The sequence below is a fragment of the Chryseobacterium sp. WLY505 genome (assembly GCF_030846215.1).
GTDB lineage: Bacteria > Bacteroidota > Bacteroidia > Flavobacteriales > Weeksellaceae > Chryseobacterium.
Genome location: NZ_JAVCWI010000005.1, coordinates 148,763 through 174,661 on the forward strand (window position 1 = coordinate 148,763; position 25,899 = coordinate 174,661).

Genomic DNA, 25,899 nt, shown 5'->3' on the forward strand with positions numbered 1-25,899 from the left:
AGAACCGATGGATCTCTTATTGTTTACAATAGTTGATTTTTATTGCAGCATGTATCTTTAATGGCTTGTAATGAAAGCCTTTGCAAACTTCGTTTTTTTTAAACTAATAATTTAGTTTTTAAAAAAATTAAGCCAATGGAGGATGGAATATCCTGGAAAAGTATTCTGAAGAATGAGAATTAAAATAACTTGAATCGGGAATTTCAGTAAGCAATTCCGAGTTCAGTTGAGAGGAAAAGGAAAGGATATCATGAGCAATAAAAACATCCAAGCCTGCAATCTTTATGGTTTGGGAGCTATTGGACTGTTTTTCTGTTTTGGCCAGTTCTTTTTCCACATAGCATTTTCCTTTACAGGTTGATTGTGGTACATTTCTGTTCTCACAAAGGTTTTTCACAATATAATCATAGTTCATCGCATAATTTACCAATGGCAAAACGGGACGTAATGCAACGGTAAAGATGACGAATATGGAAATAAATAACCTCAACGATTTTGTTCTCTGTTACAAATATACTACTTCAAAACTGTTTTCTGGATGATTTATGATGAATGTCATTGGAAAGTTTTTATCTGTTACCTTTAAAATTTACAAAACTGTGGCTGTTACTATCATCATATTATCCCGAACTTTGAGTAGGTTAAGATCTGAAAATTTAGTTCTTTATATACAATTTAATCTTGTTAATAAAAACTCTGCTGATATTTTTGGCAGAGTTTTTTTTAAACACAACTATTTACCACCACATAATGAGCATCACTGTTTTGTGTCAATCTTTCAAAAAGCTGTACTCCAATTTTATATTTTTGAACCAAGATCAAAGCTAACACATCTTTGCTAAAAAATCGTTTTTCTATTCAATCTCTTATTACTTTTAGAAAATAAAAATCACTCCAGGAAAAACCTGGAGTGAGATAATATTGATGAGTGAGTCATTTACTTTTCTACGATAAGCTTGGAAACCGTATCAATTCCAAGCCCTTTTATTTTTACCATATACACCCCATTTGTTAATTGATCAGTGGAAATTGATTTTTTAGCATTTGTTGATATTTTTCCTTCCGAAAAAATTAATTTTCCAGACATATCGTAAATATCAACACTTACTTTTCCTAAAATATTATTTGGGAAATTAATGTAAAATTCATTTTTAGCAGGATTGGGATAAATTGAAATTGAATTTTTAGCAATCTTTACATCGTTTGCAGCAAGTGCACATTCTGCAGGAACCGTAAAATCCTCAACCTGATCATTAATATCAGTTTTACTGCCCGCAGAAGCATTAACTCCCAGCCCTCTTTTAGCAAATGTATTCCAGATCATACATTTATCCAAACCTCCTGTAGCAGCTAAATCTGCTGCCAAAATAGCATTTCTTCCGTCAATAAATGTAGGATTACAAGCCTGAAGCTTTAATGCATCCGTAACTATTTGCAGTACTCTTGAACTGCCATTGGTCATATTAGCTGTTACATCTGAAGAATAACCATATTTTTCAACATATTTCCAATGCAGATCCCATAACATGGTTGCCCAGACAAAACCTATGGAATGAACATCAGGACTACCATTGGAACTTGATTCCATTCCATTAGTATTTCCATATGTATAATCGTTTATAGCAAAATCCGGTGAATATTTTGCAGGTCTTATTCCCGCACCTGTAATAGGTTGTCCTATTACATATGTTCCCATTCCTCTCGGCACAGAAGCATTATCTCCCACTTTATTGGTTAGCATAATGGCAAAGAAGTCAGACCATCCTTCTCCCATTTGCTCTTTATTGACTGATGGGTCTAAACAGGAATATCCATCCCCCGTCAGTCTGGTGGAAATTCCATGTCCATATTCGTGGGTAATAACGCCATTGTCAAAATCTCCATCAGGGGTTGTTCCGGTTGCAGGATCATTTTTTAAGGTAACATTTACAACCGTTGAAGCAGAAAGCAAATTTTTAATATATTCTCCTTCAGTATTATCAATTAAAACAGAAGGAATTGTAATAGTAGCGTCTGTTCCCCCCATCTGGCTAGTTGGAGTAGATGTTGGCGTATTATAAATGATAGCTGCCATTGCGCCCGCATTTTGAGCATTTTTTACTTTAACCGCAAAAGTACAGGTTCCTCTTTCTAATAATCCTATTTTCCCGGTAAGTGAGCCGGCTGGCAGAGCAGAGCATCCATCCAGAACTGATGATAATTGTACATTTCCTGTAACTCCTGCTGCATTTAAGACTGGGCCAAACTGTGCTGTCGCAACAGCCGGTTGTCGTGGAACAGCGACATCGGGTGCATTATAAAAAAACATTCTGTTAAGGGCTGACCATAAGTACATCTGCATCCTTCCGCTGTTCCCATCCGGAAGAGTTGCGAAATTGGCATTATTTGTTCCTCCTCCATCTTGAGCTTCAGCTTTTACATAGTCATTTCCAACACCTCCAAGGCCAAAATTATTTTGTTGAAAATTTCTTGCAGATTCTGTAAAACCAAATTTGTAAAATATGTCATGCACCTTATTATTCATATAGAATAAATTGGTAATAGCAGCGCTTTGATTAGCTGCAGGAGTTCCGTTTGTACTATAAGGAAAATTAAAATTTCTGTTAACCCCACCATCAGGAGAAAATCCCGGGGCATTTGCATTTGCGGTATCTTCGTAGGCATGTACATTATTACCTCTGGTAATAGTGTAGTGATTGGTGCCGTCAGAATGCCATCCTTCCGGAGAAGAAGCTAAAATCCAAGGATTTGAAACAATTGATCTTGAACCAAATGTAGGGGCTTCAGTAGGTAACGGAAATATATTATAGGAAGCATTATCCGGAACTAAAAAAGAAGAGACCTGCTGTTGATTTCTCAAATCCGGGACTTCACTACTCCTATTTTCTTCTGAATTTCCAAGGTGAGATATATCATGATGATAGGCATTTGTATTGAAATTACAGGACAAAGTCAAATTTTTCTTACTTATAATTTCTCCAGTTTGGGCATTAACCAGAATATCCCAGAAATTGGAAGATTTTGGCTCCCTAATTGAGAATTCGTACGCCAGCACTAAATCACCATTATGTTCTGCATATACTAATCTTTGTTTAGCTGTATTATTACCATTCTCGGGTTCAGCATCTGAAAAACCAAGAATAGGATAAGCTTGAATTTCCTGATTTCCAATTGCGTCTGCTATTTTTTGAAGAATAATAGGTTTACTAATTCCTGCAAAATTAGAGGTTGACTGCGTATAATTTTTCACAAAATTATCTGTGTAATAAACAATCTTATTATTTTGAATAAGTGCTGTCCCAACAGAATTATAAACCGGAAATCCATTATAAACCTGCTGAAACTTCACCAAATCACCATTTAATGATTTTGATACATCTGTATTATCAATAATAAAATTGGTGAGATCTGTTTTTTTATATTCTCTAATCTTATTTTGTGAAATATAATCTCTGATTAGTTTTTCATTATCCTGAGAAAATAAATGTAAGGATGGAAAAGCTACAAATGCGGTAGCCAGAACAGATAGTTTAATATTTTTCATATTTGATTGTTTTACCCGTCAATTTAAATATAATAATCATCAAAAATATATTTTGATTGAAAATTCAACAAACATTTTGTTTTACAATAAAATATTCTCGAAATATTATTTAACAAATTATTAAATTTTACATATATTAATTTTCAACTATTATTTTTTTGGAGTAAAATTGGATGAAGTATGAAAATAAGAACCTATAAACATGAGTAAGTGTTATCAATTGACTTTTAATTGAAATTACCAATTCCTGAACGATCATGCCAATAGGGAAAAAACTCTAATTTAAACACACTTTTACTTAGATTAACAAAAATAGCATATTGCATATTTGTAGTATCTGCGGAATGATTAGCATAATATATAAAAAAACAAAAGCCCTACTGAAATCCAGCAGAGCTTTTATTGAATATAATTGAGTTGTGTTTATTATTTGCTTCTTAAAATTTCATTCTCTGAATTCTCACTGCATTTAAAATAGCCAGCAATGCTACTCCTACATCCGCAAAAACAGCTTCCCACATGGTTGCCAGCCCACCGGCTCCCAGGATGAGAACAACAGCTTTTACGGCAAAGGCAAGCACAATATTCTGCCAAACGATCTTTTTCGTTTGCTTTCCAATATTGATGGCCATCGGGATTTTACTCGGTTTATCATCCTGAATCACTACATCTGCCGTTTCAATAGTCGCATCACTTCCCAAACCTCCCATTGCAATTCCTACATCGCTTAAAGCAACTACCGGAGCATCATTCACTCCGTCTCCTACGAAAGCTACCGTCTGGTTTCTGGCTTTGATTTCTTTAACCTTGTTTACTTTGTCTTCAGGCAACAGATCTCCGAATGCATTGTCGATACCCAACTGATGTGCTACATATTTCACAACGGTACTTTTATCACCGCTCAGCATGGTAGCTTTTACATTCATTTTATGCAGATTGTCTACCGTTTCTTTAGCATCTTCTTTGATGCTGTCTGCAATGGTTATATAGCCTGCAAATTTTTTATCATAAGCTACCGCAATTACCGTATATACAATATTAGCATGGTTAAGATCATAACGGATGTTGAACTTATCCATCAGTTTAAAGTTCCCTACCAGAAGTTCTTTTCCTTTGATCGTTGATTTTAATCCATGGCCTGCAATTTCCTCTACATTTTCCAAGGGAATGCTGTGATTAATATCTCCTACAAAATTGTGAATAGCCGTTGCAACGGGATGAGTACTTTTGCTTTCAAGGGCATTAACCATCTGAAGAATTTCTTCTTTGTCAAATTCAGGGCTTATGCTTACTTCCTGAACTTTGAATACCCCTTCTGTCATGGTTCCTGTTTTATCCATCACTACATTTTGAATCTCTGCAATACTGTCCAGGAAGTTACTTCCTTTGAACAAGATTCCGTTTCGGCTAGCGGCACCGATTCCTCCAAAATATCCTAACGGGATTGAAATCACAAGGGCACAAGGACAGGAAATCACAAGGAAAATCAATGCTCTGTACAGCCAGTCTCTGAACTGATAATCGCTTACAAAGAAGTAAGGCAGCAAACAGATTCCTATGGCAAGAAATACAACGATGGGCGTGTATACTTTCGCAAATTTTCTGATGAATAATTCAGTAGGGGCTTTTTGAGCCGTAGCATTCTGAACCAGTTCCAGGATTTTGCTCAGTTTACTGTCTTCATAAGCCGTATTTACTTTTACCAGAGCAATACTGTTCATATTGATCATTCCGGCAAGAACCACTTCGCCTTTATTTTTGGTATCGGGTTTACTTTCTCCCGTTAAAGCTGCGGTATTGAATGAAGCGGAATCTGAAAGCAATTCCCCATCCAGGGCCAGTTTTTCACCGGGTTTCAGCTGGATGACATCTCCAATTTTAGCTTCTTTGGCCTTCATGGTCTTGGGCTGATTATTTTCCATAATCGTTACCTCATCGGGACGCTGATCCAATAATGCTTTTATATTTCCCTTAGCTCTTGTTACCGCCATAGACTGGAATACTTCTCCTACAGCATAAAACAGCATTACTGCTACACCCTCAGGATATTCTCCGATGGCAAAAGCACCAATGGTTGCGATACTCATCAGAAAGAATTCTGAAAACACATCTCCTTTGATGATACTTTTATAAGCATCTTTTAATACAGGAAATCCCACAGGAATATACGCGGCAAGGAACCATACCAAACTTACCCAGCCTGTAAACCAAGCAGGTTTTATATAGTTGTCAAAGGCAATTCCTAACAATAAAATGATAAAGGATATAATGGCCGGCAGAAACATCTGAAAGACCGTCTGATCTCCTGAGTTGTGAGAGTGATCATGCCCGTCATGGTCATGTCCGTCTCCTTCTGCATGGTTATGTTTGTGTCCTTTTGTATCAGGTTTTTCCGGGGTTGTACTACAGCATTTTTCCATAACTGAATATTTTTATACAAATGTAAAGATGAGACTGATGCAATGCTATTGCAAACTTTCAAGACAGTTTTCACAGATTCCTTTGGCAAATAATCTTATTTCATCAATCCTGAAATTGGTCTGGATGTTTTCCGGGAAGGAAATATCTTCTTTGCAGGTAGTCTGCTTGCATATTTTACAGTAAAAATGAAGATGCCAGTCTTTATGTGTCTTTTCATCACAATCGTCTTCGCATAGTTTGTATTTCGTGGTTGTATTTTCCTGAATGCTGTGAACAATTCCTTTTTCTTCAAAGGTTTTCAATGTCCTGTAGAGGGTGATTCTGTCAGCATTCTCAAAATGATTTTCTATTTCAGAAAGGGATAAAGCCGCTTCCTGAGAGCTTAAGAAATCATATACCAAAATCCTCATACTGGTAGGTTTGGTATTTTTATCCATAAGTTTGTGTTCGATACCTTTTTTCATTGTACGATTTTAAATGGTTACAGATGGACTTCATTTTCTTCATAGCCTTCTTCTTCGATCTGAAAAGTGGTATGACTGATTTTAAAATCAGCCATCGTTGTATCTGTCAATGTTTTTAATAATTGATTCTGGGAATACCCATTCTCTTTTACAACGTGTGCGCTCATCGCATTAACACTGGATGTCAGTGACCACACATGCAGATCATGAACATCTTTCACTCCCGGAGTATTCTCCAATGATTGGCGAAGTGCATGAATATCTACATCTTTAGGGGTTCCTTCCAGCAAAACATTAATGGCTTCTTTCAACAGTCTCCATGTTCTTGGAAAGATCAGCAATCCTATTGCCGCTGAAATCAATGGATCAGCATAGTACCAGCCCGTGGTCAGCATAATTACTCCTGCGATCATGACTCCTACAGAAGTAAGCATGTCTGAAAGAACTTCAAAGTAGGCACCTTTCATATTGAGACTGCCTTCTGAGTCTTTTCTGAGAATCATCATTCCGACAATATTGACGATCAATCCGATTCCGGCTACAATCAGCATTGATTTACTTTGTACTTCGGGCGGATTCTGAAAACGCTGATAAGCTTCAAACAAAACATAGATCGAAATGGCCAGTAACACCACTGCATTGATAACAGCTGCTAATATTTCTGTCCGATAATAACCATATGTTCTGGAAGGATCTGCTTTTCTTTCTCCTATTTTAATGGCAATAAATGCCAGCAATAATCCTACCACATCGGTCAGCATATGGGCTGCATCCGCTAATAGTGCAAGACTATTGGTAATTATTCCTCCTATTACCTCAGCAATGAGATAGGTTCCGCTGAGGCAAAGAACAATCAGGAGGTTCTTTTTATGTCTGCTTCCTGCAGAAATGGTTTGTATTGGTTTACTTTCCATATTGTGTATGGTTTAATTACATTTCATAATAAGATGTATTTTCTTTTTTAGGGGGAACATTCTGCTCACCGATCATCTGTCTGATATTGATCTCGATGGTCTGTGCCAGAGAAGTCATGGGTGTATCTACAGGTCCATTTTCAAACGGATCCTGCATGATGATGGATGTTTTTTCAATAGCAATGAATGTCACCGGAACCAGGAAAGTAATGGCAATTTCTACCAACAGCTGGGAATCGTCAAGCCCAAACGGAAGGATAGCCGCAAAAACATAGATCAGGATATGTACTAAAACACTATAAGAACGTGGAAAAACAGTATTCTTAAGTCTTTCACATTTTCCCATACTGTCGCAGAGCCTCGTGATGATATCATTCAGCTGCATCTGCTGAAAATCCGTCAGACCTTTTGAAGCCGCAATTTCTTTCAGCTGTCTGGAGTGTTCATCCAGAATGGCGTTGGGAATATTGGCTGCTTTGATCTGATGTTGATCCAAATACTGCTGAACTTTTTCAGAAAACGGCTGTTTTCTCAATGATTCTCCAAGGGCATAGGTCCAGATGATCTGTCTTTCGGCAAATTCTTTTATTGCTTTGTCTTCTCCTGCCGGCATAAACTGAATGATCAGCCTCACAAAAGTTCTGGAATCATTGACAATAGCGCCCCAAACTGTTCTTGCTTCCCACCATCTTTCATAGGACTGGGAAGTACGGAATGCCAGCAGCAATGATACAGCTGTACCCAATAATGCAGGAATATTCAAAGGCAGTGAGATCTTGCGAAACCATGGTAATTCGTCCAAAAGACCAATAGCGATAGCAAATATTCCGATGAACAGAATTTGGGTTTTTATTTCACGGATGAAATACCAGACTGATATTTTTTTGTTTAGTAACATAATCAGGTCATTTATTAAAAATTCGGTGAGATAATCTTTACTTTTTTTCTGCCGCTTTCATCAATAAAAACTCCGTAAACAGCTCTAATTTAAGGATTAAAATCGACATTTTACTGATTCCGGCTGCCTTCATTAATGTTCGTGCTCTCCTGAATTCACCAGTTTGGCATTCACGAAAAATGCGCCTTTCACTACGATTTTTGCATTGTCAGGAATATTTCCAACGGGAGTTATCGCAGTGTATCCCATATCGGAAGTTCCTTTCACCACTTCTATTTTCTCAAAGTTTAAGGTTTTCGGATGAGGTTTCCCTTTTTCTTCATGTTCTTCTTCCACCTTTTTATCAGTCTGAATAAACACGTAATATTTCCCGTCTGCTTCTACAATAGCTTCTGTAGGCACTGCAGGAGTTGTGCTTTTATCAAGGCTGACAATTCCGGTGATATTCATTCCGTCAATCAAACCGGATTTGTTTCCGATCACTTCGCAATGCATAGAGATAGTTTTACTTTCATTTTCAAAAGAAGATCCGATGCTGTAAATTCTTGCGTCATATTCGGTTTCCGGATTGTTGGTCAGTTTAAAATGAACAATCTGCCCGACTCTCATTTTAGGAAGATCTTTTTCAAATACCTGAAGATCGAGATGAATAGAACCGTTATCAATCACTGTGGCAACAGGAGAAGAAATATCCACATAACTTCCGATCTGTGCGGTAATACTGCTGATTGTTCCACTGATAGGTGCAGTAATGACCAAACCTGATTTCATATTTCCATTGCTTACTTTTCCCGGGCTTATTCCCATCATCTGAAGCTGTTTCAAAAGAGATGCTCTTTTTGTTCTTAAGGTTTTAAGCTCAGCATCTGCACTCTGAAGATTTTTCTTGGCACCTGCATCATTATCAAAAAGTTCTCTTTGTCTTCTGTATTCCTGTTCTGCATAGGTTATTCTGCTATTGGTAGTCAGATAATCTTCCTGAAGCTGGATGTATTCCGGATTGGCAATCGTTGCAATGACCTGTCCTTTTTTCACGATACTTCCTATCTGTATATTGATGGTTTTAATGATTCCTCCGTACAGGGAAGTGATGGTTGCTTTATTGCTGTTGGGTACACTCAGCAAACCATTGGCTTTTATCGTGGATGTCAACTCTTTCATTTCTACATTTCCTAAAGCCACTCCTACAGACTTCATCTGCTCTTCTGTAAGGGAAGCTATTGTTTCTGGAGCTTCTTCGTGAGCCTGTTCTTTCTGTTCTGTTTTTTCAGGAGCTTTTTCTTCCGAAGCTTCTTTTTTTCCACAGCTTGTTAGTAAGATTGAGATCAGGGCGAGAGGGATGATATTATATTTGAGTTTCATAAGTAAAAATGTATTTTGTCTGATGCTGTATGCCTTCATTTTCATTGATCTGGCAGAAATTTTTATAAACAGCGGTTTCATATTATTTGTTTATGATGGAGTTAATAGTAACTACAGATTGGTTCACCTGCTGGATAGATTCCAGATATTTCAACTGGATATTTGTGGCAGTCTGCAGGGCAAAAAGATATTCCACATAGGAAATTTCTCCTGTTTTATATCCTAGCTGAGCTGCTTTTACAATTTTCTCTGCGTTAGGCAATGCCTGGCTTGTATAGTAATCATACTGCTGTAAATCCTGCTGATACTGGCTGAAAGCATTTTCCAACTGAGCAGAAAGCTGTTTCTGCTGCATTTTAGCATTGGTTTCTGCGACCTGCTTTTCATATTCTAACGCCTGAATTCTTGCTTTCGTAGCCCCAAATGTTAATGGAATGGCTACTCCTACTGTTGCCGACTGAAAACGTTTTCCTGAATTATAAAAATTTTCCTGTCCGTTGATGGTATGAAGACCTATCAAAGACTGGTTGGTATATCCTAAACTAAAATCAGGCAGTCCGAGAGACTTTTCAACTTTCTTATTTTTTTCGGCGATCTCCATTTCCTGGTAAAAAGCTTTTACCGTAGGATTGTTGGCAACCACAGTACTGTCGAGTACATTTTCTGCTTTTAAAGGAGCATAATCTTTGTTAAACGGAACTTCAAGATCTTCTGACGTATTCATCAGCGTTTTTAAATTCTTGTAGGCGTTGTTCAGAAAGACTTCATTTTGTCTGAGCAGCAGATCAATTTCCCCCTTCTGGGTTTCTGCAGTACTGATTTCTATTTTCTTGATATCTCCTGCTTTGAATCTTACGGTTGCAATTCGGATAAACTCTTCATAATATTTATCCAGACTGGTCAGCTGAGCTTTATTATACTGAAGATATTCAATCTGATAATAATAGGTACGAACCTGCTTTATCAGTTCATTGGTTGTAATTTCCTTATCAATCTGCTTGCTTTTAATATTCTCATTGATTAATTCTTTTCTTGCTTTAAATAATGTCGGAAAAGGAATGCTTTGTGAGATGGCAAACGACTGGTCAAACTTCGGACTATTGTATTGTCCAAGCTGTGCTTCAAAACTTAATTTCGGGAGCTCTTTTGCAGTTGCCCTCAATGCTTCGGCGGATTTAATGCTTAAGTCTTTTGACTGCAGCGTTAAATTATTGTTCACTGCCTGCTCTACCGCCTGTTCTACAGAAATCGGTCTGGACTGTGCACTAAAAGTTTGTCCCAGCATCATGAATCCTACAACCAAAACAGCAGTAATTATACCCGTATTATTATTTTTTCTTTTCAAAATCTTTGTGTTAAAAATGATATACAACATCGGCAAAACGAATAGTGTAAGGAATGTTGCGGTTACCAAACCCCCAATCACTACTGTTGCCAAAGGTTTCTGTACTTCAGCTCCGGCTCCGGTGGAAATAGCCATTGGTAAAAATCCTAATGAAGCTACGGTAGCCGTCATCAGCACAGGTCTTAATCTGGTTTTTGTTCCTTCAAATACTCTTTTCAGAATATCGGTTTCGCCTTCTTTTTCTAATTGATTGAATGTTCCGATCAAAACAATTCCGTTAAGAACTGCTACTCCAAACAGGGCAATAAATCCAATTCCGGCACTGATACTGAACGGCATATCTCTCACTAAAAGCGCAAATACACCGCCAATGGCACTCATAGGAATGGCAGTAAAAATCAATGCAGCCTGTTTGAATGAACGGAAAGTAAAATACAGAAGCATAAAAATCAGAAGCAATGATACCGGAACAGCGATCATCAGACGTTGGCTTGCTTCCTGCAGGTTTTCAAACTGACCTCCGTAAGTAAAGTAGTATCCTGAAGGCAGCTTTACTTTCTCCAGTTTTGCCTGAATGTCTCTTACTACACTTTCCACATCACGGTCTTTCACATTGAAGCCAATAACGATTCTACGTTTTCCCTGTTCACGACTGATCTGTGCCGGTCCAAGTTTGTAACTGATATTAGCAACCTGTGACAATGGAATCTGAGCTCCGGTAGCAGAAGTGATCATCAGATTATTCACATCTGAAATATCTGTTCTGTGAAGACTATCAAGGCGCACAACCAGATCAAAACGTCTTTCATTTTCAAACACCTGTCCTGCAGCTTTTCCTGCAAAGGCCGTGCTTACAGCATTGTTGACATCTTCAATATTTAATCCATAATTGGCGATTCTCGTTCTGTCATACTGAACATTGATCTGCGGAAGACCACTTACTCTTTCGATCTGTGGTGCTGTCGCTCCATCTACGGTCTGAATAATTTTCCCAACTTTATCTGCATATATTGCAAGAGAATCAAGGTTTTCTCCGAAAATCTTTACGGCAACATCCTGCCTTATTCCTGTCATCAGCTCATTAAAACGCATCTGAATAGGCTGGTTTTTCTCAAAGAATACCCCAGGAATTGTTTCCAGTTTTTCACTGATCTCATCCGCGAGTTCGTTGTAGGATTTTTTGGTTTTCCATTCGCTTTGTGGTTTCAATACCACGATCATATCAGTTGCTTCAGGTGGCATTGGATCTGTAGGAACCTCAGCGGAACCGGTTTTCCCAACGACCATTTTCACCTCATCAAACTGCTTGATAATTCTTGAGGCCTGCATGGAGGTTTCTATACTCTGACTCAAAGAGCTTCCCTGTGGTAAAATACAATGGAAGGCAAAATCTCCTTCCTGCAGCTGAGGAATAAATTCACCACCCATATTTTTAAAAATAAAAGCAGAGATAAGGAATACTACAGCTGTCGCAGAAACAATGATATATTTTACCTTGATTGCTTTCTGTAATAATGGCTGATATATCTTCTGAAGACGGTTCATCATTTTATCAGAGAAGGTTTCTTTGTGGGATATTTTCTTAGATAAAAACAAGGCGCTCATCATCGGAATATAAGTCAGTGACAGAATCAATGCTCCCAGGATCGCGAATCCTACAGTTTTTGCCATTGGGGTAAACATTTTTCCTTCTACACCTGCCAGGGTAAGAATCGGGATATATACGATAAGAATGATAATTTCTCCGAAGGCTGCACTGCTTCTGATCTTTGAAGCAGAAAGGAAAACTTCTTCATCCATTTCAGACTGTGTCAAAGCACGGGTAGATTTTCTTACGCCTAAATGGTGCAACGTAGCTTCTACAATAATCACCGCACCATCTACAATCAATCCGAAGTCTATTGCTCCAAGGCTCATCAGATTGGCACTCACTCCGAAAACATTCATCATTCCTAATGCAAACAATAAGGAAAGTGGAATGGCCGAAGCAACGATAAGTCCGGCTCTCAGATTTCCCAGGAAAATCACAAGAACGAAAATAACGATCAGAGCTCCTTCGATGAGGTTTTTCTGTACGGTATTGATGGCTCTGTCTACAAGGTCTGTTCTGTCCAGAAACGGTTCAATGATAACGTCATCGGGAAGAGATTTCTGAATGGTCGGAATTTTTGCTTTGATATTGCTTACCACTTCATTACTGTTGGCTCCTTTCAGCATCATCACGACTCCACCTACAGCATCTACTTTCCCGTCATAGGTTAACGCTCCGTAACGAACGGCACTTCCCAAACGAACATCGGCAACATCTTTTATAAAGATCGGAACGCTTCCTGTTTCGTTTTTAACCGCAATATTTCTGATATCTTCCAAAGAAGTCACCAGGCCAATTCCACGGATAAAATAGGCGTTGGGTTTTTTATCAATATAAGCTCCTCCTGTATTCTGATTGTTTTTTTCAAGTGCTGTAAATATTTCAGTGATACTTGTTCCCATTGCCTTTAAGCGATTGGGATCAATAGCCACTTCATATTGTTTTAATTCTCCTCCAAAACTATTGATCTCTGCAACTCCGGGTGTGCCGTTCAGCTGTCTTCGAACAATCCAGTCCTGCATGGTACGGAGTTCTTTAGCATTGTATTTCTTTTCGCTTCCTTTTTTAGGGTGAAGAATATACTGATAGACTTCTCCAAGACCTGTACTTACAGGAGCCAGCTCGGGAGTTCCTACACCTTTGGGAATTTCTTCTACTGCATTTTTCAGCTGTTCATTAATGAGCTGTCTTGCAAAGTAAACATCTACATTTTCTTTGAACACTACTGTAATCACAGAAAGTCCAAATCTTGAAATACTTCTTGTCTCCTGAATATCGGGAACATTGGCAATACTCTGTTCAATGGGAAAGGTAACCAACTGTTCTACTTCTTGTCCCGCCAGCGTAGGACATACGGTAATGATCTGCACCTGATTGTTGGTAATATCCGGCACAGCATCTATAGGTAATCTGGTGGCACTCCATGTTCCCCAGATGATCAGCACCAGGGTCATCAATCCAATGATCACCTTGTTTTTGATACTGAATTTTATGATTTTATCTAACACGATTGATATTTAATTTTTATTGAAAAGTAAATGCTCACAGTATAAAATACTGCAGCAAAAATATCCTGAAAACCTCTGCAATGGTATTGCAAAGTTTCAAGCACTGTTAAGTATCAGAAAGCATAGGCTTTCTAAAAGTCAATAAAAATTAAATTTTAGGAGGTTGCCAGATTGGGTCGTAAACCTGATAGGCAAAGTCATTTTTGTGGAACAGGATCTTCTTTGAAAAGTAAGCGGGAATCTGCTCTGGAATTTCCAATAAAGGATCCATTTTAAATGCTGAAACTGTTATCTGGCAACAGCTGCATGCACACAGCGGAGAACAGATATCTCCTTTTTCTTTTGAATGGTTTTCCTGAACACTCAGGGAAACTATTTTATTCCCGGAATTCTGCGGATGAGACACATCAGCACATGGCATCAATGAGAGTGCCATGAAATAAATTGCCAGTATCCATCTTAAGATGTTCATGGGTACAAAGGTAGAGATTTTTTGTAAATTGCGGGATAATTCATTTCAAAATTCAAAAACCGAATTACAGGCTTTCATTATTTATTAATTTGTATAATGCAGAATTCAAAATTGATAACAAATACTCTAATGATATAGAAATTATAATCATGATTAAATATATATATTTTGTCTTTACATTATGCACAATTACAAGCTGTGTAGCCACCAATTTTGAAAGTTATCAATCAATTGACAATTTAAAAAAAGATAAGAAACATTATGAAATTATAGATGCAAATGGTAAAGTTAGTTATGTAGAAGTAGGTCTAAGTACTCTTTACAATATACAAAACCACTATTCTATATATATTTCTTTTAAAAGTAAAAATATGACTATTACAAGTATTCGATCTTCTACTTTTGGACAGATCCCTCCCTCTTCTCATGAGAAGATTTATCTCAAGAAAATTGAAGGAAAACCAATTGAAGACACGGTCTACATTAGTTTTCCAAATAAAGTTTATACATTTTATTACAGATAATATTTATGTAATCTTTCCCAAAATCCGGAACATGTAAAAACAATATCTTATATTTTTTCAAAGTCTGGGCTTTCGGAAAGCGGGAGATTAACAAATTATTTAATAATCCAATGGAAAATAATAAACCCGAATTAAAAAAAGCAGACATTAAAAAACTTATTGAGGCTTTAATTAATGAGTTAGATAAATTAAATGATTCAACTTCTTTTACTTTTGACAGTGACTTATATTGGAATATTACAGATGAAGAATTATACAACCCATATAAGGATCCCATAGAATTGACGATGGGGAGCTTAGTTGAGGATTGGCAATTCTTGCAAAATATTTTAGATGGAAAACGAGAGATGATAGACTATGATCTATCTAAACTCGCATCTCTTCTAAGATTTCTAGGAAAAAATATGATTATTACAAAAGCTCAGAATATAAATAATTCTTAAATAGTAAAAAATAATTAAAAAAAACAAAACCGTTGCTAAAAAAGCAACGGTTTTTTAATAAAAAAACTACCGCAAAAGCAGTGGCTTAAAAAAAATCAATCTAATTATGGACTATATCCTATAAATTCGGGTTATTCTCAAATTCTCTTTGTGGAATGCTGAATAAATAATAGTTACTGTTTTGGGGAAAAGCGGATTTATCCGGTAAATTAAGAACAGAATATTCTTTATGATCCCGATTTTGCTTATGGTTAAATAGGGAGCGAAATCGACAAATATTTTAATGGAGGAACATCTTTAGGAAAAGCCATGTACAAGAGTATCAAAAATGCCATTAAACCCTCAATTAGTAATCAAAATCTTAATTTTGCACACTAAATGAAATACTTTTATTTAACAATATCTTTATAATGTTTCAACGTCAAGAGACTTCGAAGAGCGGGAGTAAATAAAGTTTACAATAATTAAATTAAATAATTCAATTTTAAATCCTTAATAATGAAAAAAAAATTGCTCTTTATTTTAATGTTTACATTTCATATTTTAAATTCTCAAATAAAAGTGCATGTAAATATTATTGAAAATACTGCTTACGAAATAAACAATGAGAAAAGATTTAAACTATTAATAAAAATATCTAATGATTCAAATCATAAATATATATTACCACTAGATATTACTGGGTTTAAAAATTATATGAGTGAGGAACCATGTTCTGACTTTAATCTAATTGATTCTTATCCTGATCTAGGTTTTTTGCCATTATTTAGAAATGAAAACACTTATATAGAAGGCTCTGGTATCAATTACCCTCATCTAGCGAATAATAAAATGGCATTAAAAAAATATCAGTCCGAAATTGCTAAATACAAAAGAAGCAAAAGTGCTAAACTTCACAAATGGATAAAAAATAATAAACTTAATAAAGTAAGTAAAGAATGGGCAGAAATAAATCAATATTTATTAGCAAACTTAATATTATTAAACCCTAAACAAGAGTATTCTTTTGAAATATATTTTAATCCTTTAAAGTATAACTACAGTGAACTATATAAAAGTTCGTATTCTTACCCTATTGAAACTAATAAAATATATCAATTTTGGTTACGAATATGTATTAATAACTCAATTTACCAATATTTAACTAAAAATCAAAAAGACAGATTCAAAAATTATATTTTTTTTAGTGGAAAAATTGATAGTAATTATTTAGATTTTAAAATGCAGTAACATAATAGTAGTTGGATCATATTAATTTAATATAATGTGATGGGTTTAATAACCCTAAAACCGTTGCTTTTTTAGCAACGGTTTTTTAATAAAAAAACCACCGCAAAGGCAGTGGCTTAAAAAAAATCAATCTAATTATGGACTATATCTTATAAATTCGGGTTATTCTCAAACTCTCTTTGTGGAATACTGAATAAATAATAATTACTATTGGGTGTAAAAGCAGATTTATCCGGGAAATCAAGAACAGAATGCCCTTTACCATCTACGGTTTTCACGGTACCGTCCGGTGTGGTTATCTGAACTTTTATGGGTTTTCCTTCTGCGTCTACAAACGGTTTTCTTACTACTGTACCCTGCGTTCTGATGATATCTGAAAGAGAGAATCCTTCTCCGAATAATTCTTTTCTTCTTTCAATCAAAACTGCATCTACTACCGCATTCTGTGATAATGATCCAGAATAAATATTAGCATTTCTTGCAGATTTCAACTGATTCAATACTGCGACTGCCTGAGGAACATTTCCATTTCTGGCTTCGGCCTCAGCTTCGATCAGATACATTTCTGCAGCTCTCATGTAAACAATGTCTGCAATAAGAGTTGGCTTAAATTTAAACTTAGCATACCTCAGCAAACCTTCTCTTCCTTTCTGCCCGTCCCATGAAAACAACTGGTATCTGATGTCATTGGTATCAAAAAGGTCTTTAAAATAAGGATCCGCCATAAAGCTGTAATAATAACTTCCTGATGATGATACATCCAGATAGTGGAAGGCATAACTCGCATCCGACTGCTCCTGAGTCTGTCCATGTCCCCAGATCCATTCTGCATTGTTGATATCATTGAAGCCATCCTTATATTTTTCCGGAGCCATCAAAGGGAAACCTTCTCTTGCAATTTTCGCAGATGCTGAAGCTTTACTCCATTCACCTGTATTCAGGTAAGTTCTTGCTAAAAGCCCGTTCACCACAGAACGGTTGATCTTATCCTTATTATTTCTTGTATAATTTTTCAACAGGTTATCAGCATCCGTAAGATCACTTTTAATCAAAGTATAGATTTCTTCAAGACTTGCTCTTTTCTTCCCTACCGTACTTGTTGTGGAAGGTTCAGTGTAAATGGGAGCCGTCAAAACAGACTTGTCTTTCAGGTAGCTGAACTGATAAAAGCTCGCCAGATTCAGATAACAGAAAGCACGTAATGCTTTTGCCTGGCCTTTCACCTGATCCTTTTTCTCCTGGCTGCCTTCCGTTCCATCAATTCTTGTAATCACATTATTCATATTATTGATGGTGGAATACAACATAGTCCAGATAAACAGCGTACGGCTTGCTGTACTGTTCACCATCTCTGTGAAAGCATAGGTAGAAGCAAAGCCATATTTATTCGTCAATACCGCTACATCACTTCCCATGGCATCACTGGCTCTTAAAACGGTGGAATAACCGATATTGGCATATGTTGTTCCGTCATTATTAAATTTTGCCCAGGTGCCATTCACCACTGTTTCTGCACTTTCTGCGGTTTTAAAAACCTCCACGCTGTTGGCCTGATCAGTGGGTGCGGTATCCAAATCATTTTCACAGCTTATCACTGACAAAAATCCAATGAGTGCAAACGATATATATTTTAATTTTTTCATTGTTTCAATTTTAAAAGGTTAAAGCGTTGCCTGAAGACCAAAAGTGATCGTTCTCATCGCAGGATATCTGTAATACGTTGTTCCGTCCAAAGCCTGCTCAGGATCCATTCCTTTATGTTTATAGAAGGTCAGAAGGTTTTCTGCCTGGATATAAATTCTGAATTTTTTCAGTCCTATTTTCTCAAAATAATCCTCAGGAAGTGTATATCCTAAGCTTACATTTTTAAGTCTTGCATACGTTCCGGAGTAAAGGAATCTTGAAGAGGTTGATGTCCAGTTATTCGTTGTGGTACTTAATGCAGGAACATCTGTATACGGATTATCCGGTGTCCATCTGTTCAGTATTTCAGAACTCCATGCACGTCCTCCGGCACTTCCGTTATGCATGATGGAAGTATAATCGGTATCTAAAATTTTACCTCCGATTTTGAATGTCAATAATCCTGAAAAATCAAAATTCTTATAAGTAATACTCGTACTGATTCCTCCCGTCAGTTTAGGCAATGCAGAACCTTGCAATAGTTTTGTCGCTTTTGAATATTCCGAAGTCGTTCCTTCCACTGAGTTTCCGCTGGCATCAGTAGAAACTGTTTTCCACAATGGCTTTCCATTGCTTGGGTCTACTCCAGCCCATTCCGGAATAAAGAAATCGTACACAGAACCTCCTACCGTTAACAGCTTAGTTCCTACCACAAGAGAACCACCAGGTAATTTTGTTACTTTATTGTTTAAAGTACTTAAGTTCACATCTACATTCCATTGGAAATTATCATTCTTAACCGGTGTTGTAAATAATGAAAATTCAAATCCTGTATTCTGAATCGTTCCGATATTAGCAGGGTAATCACTGATTCCCAATGATGGTGCCACCGGCATGTTAAACAGAAGATCCTGGCTTTGTCTTTTGAAATATTCAATATTACCTTTAATCCTGTTATTCAGAACAGCGAATTCCAATCCTACGTTTAAATTAAGGTTGGTTTCCCACTTCACGTTATTGGTTGATGTTTTTTCAAGGGTTGTTCCCGGTTCTCCACCAAGACTGATAAATCTGTATAGTTCCTGATACGCGTAATAAAGCGGTTGTCCGTTGGGTCTAAGTAATTTATCATTCCCCTGACCTCCATAACTGGCACGCAATGTCAATTGATTGAAAACATTCAGGTTTTTAATAAATTCCTCGTTCGAAATTTTCCATGAACCTCCTACTGACCAGAATCTTCCCCACCTGTTATCTTTTTCAAATCTAGAAGAGCTGTCCGCCCTTCCTGAAGCAGATAAGAAGTAAGTATTGTTATAATCATACTCTACTTTTCCCAGAAAACTCAATAAGCTTAATTTATTACTGTTCCCGCTGAAACTTCCTAGTAAAGAAGCCGCATCCGGCTCATAATAATAAGGCAGTGAAAACTGGCTTCTTGTTCCTGAAATGGTCTGATAATCGTATTTATAAAATTCATGCCCTGCCAATGCATTCACATGGTGTTTTCCAAACTTTTTATCGTACGTCAGAATATTGCTGGTCGTATAGGAAAGTGTTCTGGTATTGGTCTTCGTCACCGAACCTCCAATTTCCGCGCCTTGTCCTAGTAATGGATTTGAATAATAATGTCCGTTATAATTCACCAAATCAACAGAAAAGCTTGTCTTGAATTTTAACTCCGGCAAGAAAATGAATTCCATGAATCCTTTTCCTGAAAAGTTATCTTCTTTATTTTCGTTTTTATCTAATGGCAAAGTTGCTGCAGCATTTTGGTTTTGAAGCGCATTCGTTGGCCTGTATTTTCCAAAATCATAAATAGGATTTCCGTCGGCATCCAAAACATAAGTTCCGTCAGCATTTCTTTCATAATAAGGATAGAATGAAGGAATAAACCTTGCGGCATTGATGATATTACTCGCCTTGGAATCTGAAGAAGTTGGTGCCTGCTGAATACTATTGGTATAGTTTAAGTTGACTCCAACATTCAGCCATTTTTTTACTTCGGAATTAATTTTAAGCCTTGTATTATATCTCTTAAAACCAGACTCAATAGCCATACCTTTGTCGTCCAGATAACCAAGGGAAAAGAAGTAATTACTTTTATCACTTCCTCCGCTGATATCAAGATCCACCTGGTTTCTTGAGGCCATTCTCTGTAAAATATCTCTCCAGTCGTCATTCCAGAGTGGTGAAGCACCAGGCAATAGTTTTCCATCTGTTCCTACAGGTTTTGGATAAGCTGTTCCATAGGGATTGATTCCAAGGGTAGAAACAAGATTATCCGTTGCCATTTGTGCAGCCTGCTGGGAAGAAACTTTCCCGGACTGATATCCGTTTCTTAATGCTTCCCAGTATAATTGAAAGTACTGATCTGTGTTTACCTGTTCATAGTCTTTTACAGCTCTTCCGGAGAATCCCTGACTGATATTAAAATTAACTCTGGCTTCTCCTTTTTTACCTGATTTTGTAGTAATGATGATGATCCCGTTTGCTCCTCTTGAACCATATAAAGCACTTGCTGTAGCATCTTTCAGAACACTGATGGATTCAATATCGCTTGGGCTGATGGAGTTTAGATTTCCATCGAAAGGAATTCCGTCTACTACATATAAAGGATCACTGGAAGCACTGATGGAACCAATTCCCCTGATTCGAATGGTAGAAACGGCACCTGGCTGCCCTGATGCACTGGTCGTCTGAATCCCTGCAACCTGCCCTTCCAATGCTTTGGTAATATTGGTGACCGGTCTGTTATTGATTTTATCGCTGGAAATGGTAGCAACCGAACCGGTGTAGCTATTTCTTTTAGCTTTTCCGTAAGCTACCACTACGACTTCATCAAGTTCCTTTTCATGAAGGCTATCTTTTTTCAGTCTGGAATTCTGTGCATTTACACTGGTGACTCCCAGAAAGAAAGCAGCAACCGGAGGAATCCATACTTGGGTACTAAATAATTTTTTACTAATCATAATCAATTTTGTTTATCATATACTAAAATTTTGCCCTTTGCAAAAAAGTCAGCAAAGGGCATCGATAAATACGATAAACCAAATGCTTATTTTTCCTTAAAAGGCTGAACGTAACACCTTGCCCCACGGGTAGGTTGTTAAGATTTCACAGGGTCAGTTCCCTCCATCTTTCTTTATAAGCCGATCGAAATATGGTTGCAAAGCTAAAAACTTTTAGTCTACAAAACAAGTAGACTTATTTATTTTTCATGATAATATTTTAATAATTAACATAAAATTTTAATAAAACCCATTACAATAAGGAGTTGCGACTATTATCATTTTCTCACACATGATAAATATCATTATCAATAATTCAATGGAATAAAAATTCAGCATCACTTATTTTTTATGTAATTAATTAAAAAAACTTTTTAATTTTATAGAATGAAAGTTTTAATCATCAATGGCCCTAACCTTAATCTGTTGGGCACAAGAGAACCGGAAATCTATGGAAATGTCTCTATGGAAAGCTATTTGGAAAATTTAAGATCCGAGTTTCAGACTCATGAATTAACATATTATCAGTCTAATATTGAGGGAGAACTTATCAACAGACTTCAGGAGGATGATTTTGATGCCGTAGTAATTAACCCGGGAGCTTTTACTCATTATTCTTACGCTATTGCTGATTGCTTGAAAAATATTCGAAAGCCAAAAGTAGAAGTACATATCAGTAACATTTATAAAAGAGAAGAATTCCGACAGAAATCTGTGACAGCAGCCAATACAGATGCGGTTTTATCTGGTTTTGGAATGGATGGTTATAGATTGGCTTTATTGAGCTTGAAGTAATTTTTAACTTATATTTTCCCGCAGATCACACCGATTTCACAGATTTTTTTGTGTAAATGTAAACAGGGAATCATACAATAATTCCTCTAAGGGAAAAAATAAAAAAGCCTCATCGATGATGAGGCTTTTTGTATGTTGATTGGTAACTATTAGATAGTTTGTTCCTGCAATTGAGGTCCCGAAGCTACTAATTTCTTACCTTCTTCAGTATCACAGTACTGTTCAAAGTTCTTGATGTATCTTGAAGCAAGATCTTTTGCTTTTTCTTCCCATTCTGAAGCGTTCTCATACGTATCTCTAGGATCTAAAATACCTGTAGAAACGTTTGGCAATTCAGTAGGAATTTCAAGGTTCATGATCGGAACCTGAGTTTTAGGAGCATTGTCAATAGAACCGTCAATGATGGCATCAATGATTGCTCTGGTATCTTTAAGAGAAATTCTCTTTCCAGTACCATTCCAACCTGTGTTCACCAAATATGCTTTAGCTCCGTGCTCCTGCATTTTTCCGATCAATGTTTTAGAATACATTGTTGGGTGTAATGTAAGGAACGCTTCTCCAAATGCAGGTGAGAAAGATGGTTGTGGTTCTGTAATTCCTCTTTCAGTTCCGGCTAATTTTGAGGTATAACCACAAAGGAAGTGGTACTGAGCCTGATCTTCATTCAGGATAGAAACCGGAGGAAGTACTCCGAATGCATCCGCTGAAAGATAAACAATCTTCTTGGCATGACCTGCTTTAGAAGGCAATACAATTTTATTGATATGATAGATTGGATAAGAAACTCTTGTATTTTCTGTGATAGATCCATCCGTATAATCTGCTACTCCATTGTTAATAACAACGTTTTCAAGAAGTGCATCTCTTTTGATCGCTCTGAAAATATCCGGTTCTTTTTCTTCTGATAAGTCAATTACTTTAGCGTAGCATCCTCCTTCATAGTTGAATACTCCGTTATTATCCCATCCGTGCTCATCGTCACCGATAAGATATCTTTTAGGATCTGCCGATAAAGTAGTTTTACCCGTTCCTGAAAGACCAAAGAATAAAGCAACATCCCCTTTTTCTCCTACGTTGGCAGAACAGTGCATAGAAGCCATCCCTTTTAATGGAAGGTAATAGTTCATCATCGCAAACATTCCTTTCTTCATCTCACCTCCGTACCAGGTACCTCCGATGATCTGTAGTTTTTCAGTAAGGTTGAACATGATAAAGTTTTCAGAGTGTAACCCCTGAGCTTCCCAGTTCGGGTTGGTAGTTTTTGATCCGTTGATTACTGTGAAATCCGGCTCACCAAAGTTTTCCAGTTCATAGTGAGAAGGACGGATAAACATGTTCGTCACAAAATGTGCCTGCCATGCAACTTCAACAATAAATCTTACTTTAAGTCTTGTATCTGCATTTGTACCACAGAATGCATCTACTACATAAATCTTCTTAGCTTCAGAAAGCTGGTTCATCACTAGTTCTTTACAAGAACCGAAAATTTCTGCTGTTGTAGGTAAGTTTACTTTACCATCCCAGAAAATTGTATCTCTTGTAACATCATCCTGAACAATATATCTGTCTTTAGGTGAACGACCTGTGAAAATTCCTGTTTTTACTGATACTGCGCCTGATTCTGTAAGCTCAGCTTTCTCAAACCCCTGATTTTCAGGAGAAACTTCAGCCTGATATAATTCTTCGTAAGAAGGATTATACACTACTTCATAGTTTCCTTTAATCCCTAATTTCTCTAAATCCTGGATGATTTTAGTGTTTTTCATTTTACTTATATTTTCTATTTCTTTATTGCTTTCAACAAAAATAATATTAATTATTTGTTAAAGGTGGTTTAAATATACTGATATAAGTCAGAATGACAAATAAAAAAACAGGATTACAAACGTCTGATTACAAGCTAATTATATTTTCCCATTCCAAAACAATGGGAAAACCTTTCTCCCAAAAATAGTTCTTATAGTCCCCAAATTTGGCACTCATTACAAAATCTCCACCCCATGCACCTAAACTTTTAACAAATGAAGGGCAATCTGGGAATAATTTTTCCTTAACTGTGAGAATTTCAAGAAAATCGGCTATTTTATGCTCATGACTCATCATTAATTCGGAAAAATTTTCCAATTCATTGCATAATAATATTTTTTTTGTGAGATCTGAAAATTCATTAACCAATTCCGGAGACTTCTTTTTGGACTTGTAAAAATTGATTCCTTCTCTACTATCCTGCTTCTGGTTTAAATGAATAAAAATCAGTTCATTTTTAAAAGAAGGATTAAAATCTACTTTCTCATATTTTATCTCAGGTTTACTTTGAAAAAGTATGGCAGATTTTTCTTTTGCCACAGCGATATCGTATCCGCTGCCACCCAAACTGATTGTATTAAGGTAAAAAGGATCTATTCCGGCCCATTCTGCAAGATTGTTCATCAGGGTAGAACTGCTTCCAAGCCCATAGTCTGCTGGAAACTGAAGATTGGTTTTTAAATGATAAGTAAGGTCGGTTTTGAATTTACTATTAGAAAGCTGCTGAACATTTTGTAATGTTTTGGTAATAAATTCAGCGCTTGATGGAATATTGGTTTCTAAGATCTGCCAGGTTTTATAATCAATGACAGCCTTCAACCATAGGGTATTCTGATGATAGGCCTCCCAAAGAATAAGAGATTTTCCATCTTCTTTTTCTTCAAAGAAAAACTCTTGTCCCAGCCTGGTAGGTACCGCTAAGACAAGAGCTCCATCTATTGCGAAATATTCTGAAGTAAGCATAAGCTTTCCCGGTGAAAATATCGCGTTCATATTTTTTGTTTAGATTGCAGAAGTAGCTTCTACTGATCCGTCAATTTTCTTGATCAATCCCTGAAGGGTTTTTCCTGGTCCTACTTCTACGAAATTAGAAGCACCATCTTTAATCATATTCTGAACAGACTGTGTCCATTTTACAGGACCGGTAAGCTGAGCGATCAGGTTTTGTTTGATCTCATCAGGATTGGTTACCGCTGTTGTCGTGATATTCTGGTATACAGGAATAGTTGCTTTTCTGAATTTTGTTTTTTCAATAGCTGCGGCCAGTCTTTCCTGTGCAGGCTGCATTAAAGGTGAGTGGAAAGCTCCGTTTACGGGTAATAATAATGCTCTCTTCGCTCCTGCTTCTTTCAGTTTTGCGCAAGCTTCTTCTACTGCAGGAGTTTCTCCTGAGATAACCAATTGCCCCGGGCAGTTATAATTTGCAGGAACAACAATTCCGCTGATCTGTGCACAGATTTCTTCAACCTTAGCATCGTCTAATCCTAAGATAGCTGCCATAGAACTTGGATTGGCATCACAAGCTTCCTGCATCGCTTTTGCTCTTTCAGAAACTAATTTCAAACCGTCATCAAAGGATAAAACTCCATTGGCAACTAAAGCTGAAAACTCTCCTAAAGAGTGTCCTGCTACCATTTCAGCACCAAGACCATTTACGGCTTTTAATGCTGCTACTGAATGTATAAATATTGAAGGCTGGGTAACCTCTGTTTTCTTAAGATCCGCATCCGTACCGTTAAACATAATGGAAAGAATGTCGAAACCTAAAATTTCATTGGCAGATTCCATCAGATCTTTAATATCTTTTCTAGAATCATACAATTCTTTTCCCATTCCTACGAACTGAGAACCCTGCCCTGGAAATACAAGTGCTTTCATGTATTGAATTAAATATTATGCAAATATAACTATAATGTTAACAATATTCTTTTAAATAGCTATAAATCAT

The 25,899-nt window shown here is 36.8% G+C and carries 17 protein-coding genes and 1 riboswitch; of the genes, 3 read left to right on the forward strand and 14 right to left on the reverse strand.

What is annotated here, in order from left to right:
* Positions 1-127: 127 nt before the first annotated feature.
* The 9 genes from RAH34_RS12745 to RAH34_RS12785 form a co-directional block, all read right to left on the reverse strand.
* Positions 128-490, reverse strand: a complete 363-nt coding sequence (locus RAH34_RS12745) for a hypothetical protein (RefSeq protein ID WP_306596381.1) — start codon at positions 488-490, stop codon at positions 128-130.
* A 447-nt stretch (positions 491-937) separates the two neighbouring features.
* A complete protein-coding gene (locus RAH34_RS12750) occupies positions 938-3,544 on the reverse strand; it encodes a T9SS-dependent M36 family metallopeptidase (protein ID WP_306596382.1) in 2,607 nt (868 codons plus the stop codon).
* A 437-nt stretch (positions 3,545-3,981) separates the two neighbouring features.
* On the reverse strand, positions 3,982-5,964 hold the full coding sequence (locus RAH34_RS12755; RefSeq protein ID WP_306596383.1) for a heavy metal translocating P-type ATPase: 1,983 nt from the start codon (positions 5,962-5,964) through the stop codon (positions 3,982-3,984).
* A 45-nt stretch (positions 5,965-6,009) separates the two neighbouring features.
* Complete coding sequence (locus tag RAH34_RS12760) at positions 6,010-6,429, reverse strand: Fur family transcriptional regulator (protein ID WP_306596384.1); 420 nt, start codon at positions 6,427-6,429, stop codon at positions 6,010-6,012.
* Between the two features lie 17 nt (positions 6,430-6,446).
* Positions 6,447-7,343: a cation diffusion facilitator family transporter gene (locus tag RAH34_RS12765; RefSeq protein ID WP_306596385.1), complete on the reverse strand. Its 897-nt coding sequence runs from the start codon at positions 7,341-7,343 to the stop codon at positions 6,447-6,449.
* Between the two features lie 16 nt (positions 7,344-7,359).
* Complete coding sequence (locus tag RAH34_RS12770; RefSeq protein WP_306596386.1) at positions 7,360-8,241, reverse strand: bestrophin family protein; 882 nt, start codon at positions 8,239-8,241, stop codon at positions 7,360-7,362.
* 132 nt (positions 8,242-8,373) lie between these two features.
* Positions 8,374-9,603 (reverse strand): efflux RND transporter periplasmic adaptor subunit, encoded by a 1,230-nt coding sequence (locus RAH34_RS12775; protein WP_306596387.1) that lies wholly within the window; start codon positions 9,601-9,603, stop codon positions 8,374-8,376.
* 82 nt (positions 9,604-9,685) lie between these two features.
* Entirely contained in the window at positions 9,686-14,047 is a 4,362-nt protein-coding gene (locus tag RAH34_RS12780) for a CusA/CzcA family heavy metal efflux RND transporter (protein WP_306596388.1), read from the reverse strand.
* 148 nt (positions 14,048-14,195) lie between these two features.
* The gene (locus RAH34_RS12785) at positions 14,196-14,519 is read right to left on the reverse strand and encodes a DUF6660 family protein (protein WP_306596389.1); all 324 of its coding nucleotides are present in this window, start codon (positions 14,517-14,519) and stop codon (positions 14,196-14,198) included.
* Positions 14,520-15,153: 634 nt separating this feature from the next.
* Here RAH34_RS12785 and RAH34_RS12790 point away from each other — a divergent pair.
* Together RAH34_RS12790 and RAH34_RS12795 are read left to right on the forward strand one after the other, a co-directional pair.
* A complete protein-coding gene (locus tag RAH34_RS12790; protein ID WP_306596390.1) occupies positions 15,154-15,486 on the forward strand; it encodes a hypothetical protein in 333 nt (110 codons plus the stop codon).
* A 498-nt stretch (positions 15,487-15,984) separates the two neighbouring features.
* Positions 15,985-16,716 (forward strand): hypothetical protein, encoded by a 732-nt coding sequence (locus RAH34_RS12795; RefSeq protein ID WP_306596391.1) that lies wholly within the window; start codon positions 15,985-15,987, stop codon positions 16,714-16,716.
* 149 nt (positions 16,717-16,865) lie between these two features.
* On the opposite strand, the gene RAH34_RS12800 is transcribed toward RAH34_RS12795, so the two are convergent.
* Entirely contained in the window at positions 16,866-18,359 is a 1,494-nt protein-coding gene (locus tag RAH34_RS12800) for a RagB/SusD family nutrient uptake outer membrane protein (protein ID WP_306596392.1), read from the reverse strand.
* A gap of 18 nt (positions 18,360-18,377) precedes the next feature.
* Positions 18,378-21,311 carry a TonB-dependent receptor gene (locus tag RAH34_RS12805; RefSeq protein ID WP_306596393.1) on the reverse strand — a complete coding sequence of 978 codons (2,934 nt, stop codon included), beginning with the start codon at positions 21,309-21,311 and terminating at the stop codon, positions 18,378-18,380.
* Between the two features lie 83 nt (positions 21,312-21,394).
* A riboswitch (SAM riboswitch) is annotated at positions 21,395-21,493 on the reverse strand.
* A gap of 244 nt (positions 21,494-21,737) precedes the next feature.
* Here RAH34_RS12805 and RAH34_RS12810 point away from each other — a divergent pair.
* Positions 21,738-22,145 (forward strand): type II 3-dehydroquinate dehydratase, encoded by a 408-nt coding sequence (locus tag RAH34_RS12810; RefSeq protein ID WP_114819888.1) that lies wholly within the window; start codon positions 21,738-21,740, stop codon positions 22,143-22,145.
* A 149-nt stretch (positions 22,146-22,294) separates the two neighbouring features.
* Here the strand turns inward: RAH34_RS12810 and pckA are convergent, their stop codons facing one another.
* The 3 genes from pckA to fabD all read right to left on the reverse strand — a co-directional run bounded on the left by pckA (position 22,295) and on the right by fabD (position 25,829).
* Positions 22,295-23,911, reverse strand: coding sequence for a phosphoenolpyruvate carboxykinase (ATP) (pckA, locus tag RAH34_RS12815; RefSeq protein ID WP_306596394.1), 1,617 nt, complete (start codon positions 23,909-23,911; stop codon positions 22,295-22,297).
* A gap of 127 nt (positions 23,912-24,038) precedes the next feature.
* Positions 24,039-24,944, reverse strand: coding sequence for a GYDIA family GHMP kinase (locus RAH34_RS12820; protein ID WP_306596395.1), 906 nt, complete (start codon positions 24,942-24,944; stop codon positions 24,039-24,041).
* A gap of 9 nt (positions 24,945-24,953) precedes the next feature.
* A complete protein-coding gene (fabD, locus tag RAH34_RS12825) occupies positions 24,954-25,829 on the reverse strand; it encodes an ACP S-malonyltransferase (protein ID WP_079240177.1) in 876 nt (291 codons plus the stop codon).
* Between the last annotated feature and the right edge of the window lie 70 nt (positions 25,830-25,899).

What these genes read in the sequence shown, in the direction of transcription:
- RAH34_RS12750 (WP_306596382.1), bottom strand. Translation starts at nt 3,544, where the DNA reads ATGAAAAATATTAAACTATCTGTTCTGGCTACCGCATTTGTAGCTTTT.
- RAH34_RS12755 (WP_306596383.1), bottom strand. Translation starts at nt 5,964, where the DNA reads ATGGAAAAATGCTGTAGTACAACCCCGGAAAAACCTGATACAAAAGGA.
- RAH34_RS12760 (WP_306596384.1), bottom strand. Translation starts at nt 6,429, where the DNA reads ATGAAAAAAGGTATCGAACACAAACTTATGGATAAAAATACCAAACCT.
- RAH34_RS12765 (WP_306596385.1), bottom strand. Translation starts at nt 7,343, where the DNA reads ATGGAAAGTAAACCAATACAAACCATTTCTGCAGGAAGCAGACATAAA.
- RAH34_RS12770 (WP_306596386.1), bottom strand. Translation starts at nt 8,241, where the DNA reads ATGTTACTAAACAAAAAAATATCAGTCTGGTATTTCATCCGTGAAATA.
- RAH34_RS12775 (WP_306596387.1), bottom strand. Translation starts at nt 9,603, where the DNA reads ATGAAACTCAAATATAATATCATCCCTCTCGCCCTGATCTCAATCTTA.
- RAH34_RS12785 (WP_306596389.1), bottom strand. Translation starts at nt 14,519, where the DNA reads ATGAACATCTTAAGATGGATACTGGCAATTTATTTCATGGCACTCTCA.
- RAH34_RS12790 (WP_306596390.1), top strand. Translation starts at nt 15,154, where the DNA reads ATGGAAAATAATAAACCCGAATTAAAAAAAGCAGACATTAAAAAACTT.
- RAH34_RS12795 (WP_306596391.1), top strand. Translation starts at nt 15,985, where the DNA reads ATGAAAAAAAAATTGCTCTTTATTTTAATGTTTACATTTCATATTTTA.
- RAH34_RS12800 (WP_306596392.1), bottom strand. Translation starts at nt 18,359, where the DNA reads ATGAAAAAATTAAAATATATATCGTTTGCACTCATTGGATTTTTGTCA.
- RAH34_RS12805 (WP_306596393.1), bottom strand. Translation starts at nt 21,311, where the DNA reads ATGATTAGTAAAAAATTATTTAGTACCCAAGTATGGATTCCTCCGGTT.
- RAH34_RS12810 (WP_114819888.1), top strand. Translation starts at nt 21,738, where the DNA reads ATGAAAGTTTTAATCATCAATGGCCCTAACCTTAATCTGTTGGGCACA.
- pckA (WP_306596394.1), bottom strand. Translation starts at nt 23,911, where the DNA reads ATGAAAAACACTAAAATCATCCAGGATTTAGAGAAATTAGGGATTAAA.
- RAH34_RS12820 (WP_306596395.1), bottom strand. Translation starts at nt 24,944, where the DNA reads ATGAACGCGATATTTTCACCGGGAAAGCTTATGCTTACTTCAGAATAT.
- fabD (WP_079240177.1), bottom strand. Translation starts at nt 25,829, where the DNA reads ATGAAAGCACTTGTATTTCCAGGGCAGGGTTCTCAGTTCGTAGGAATG.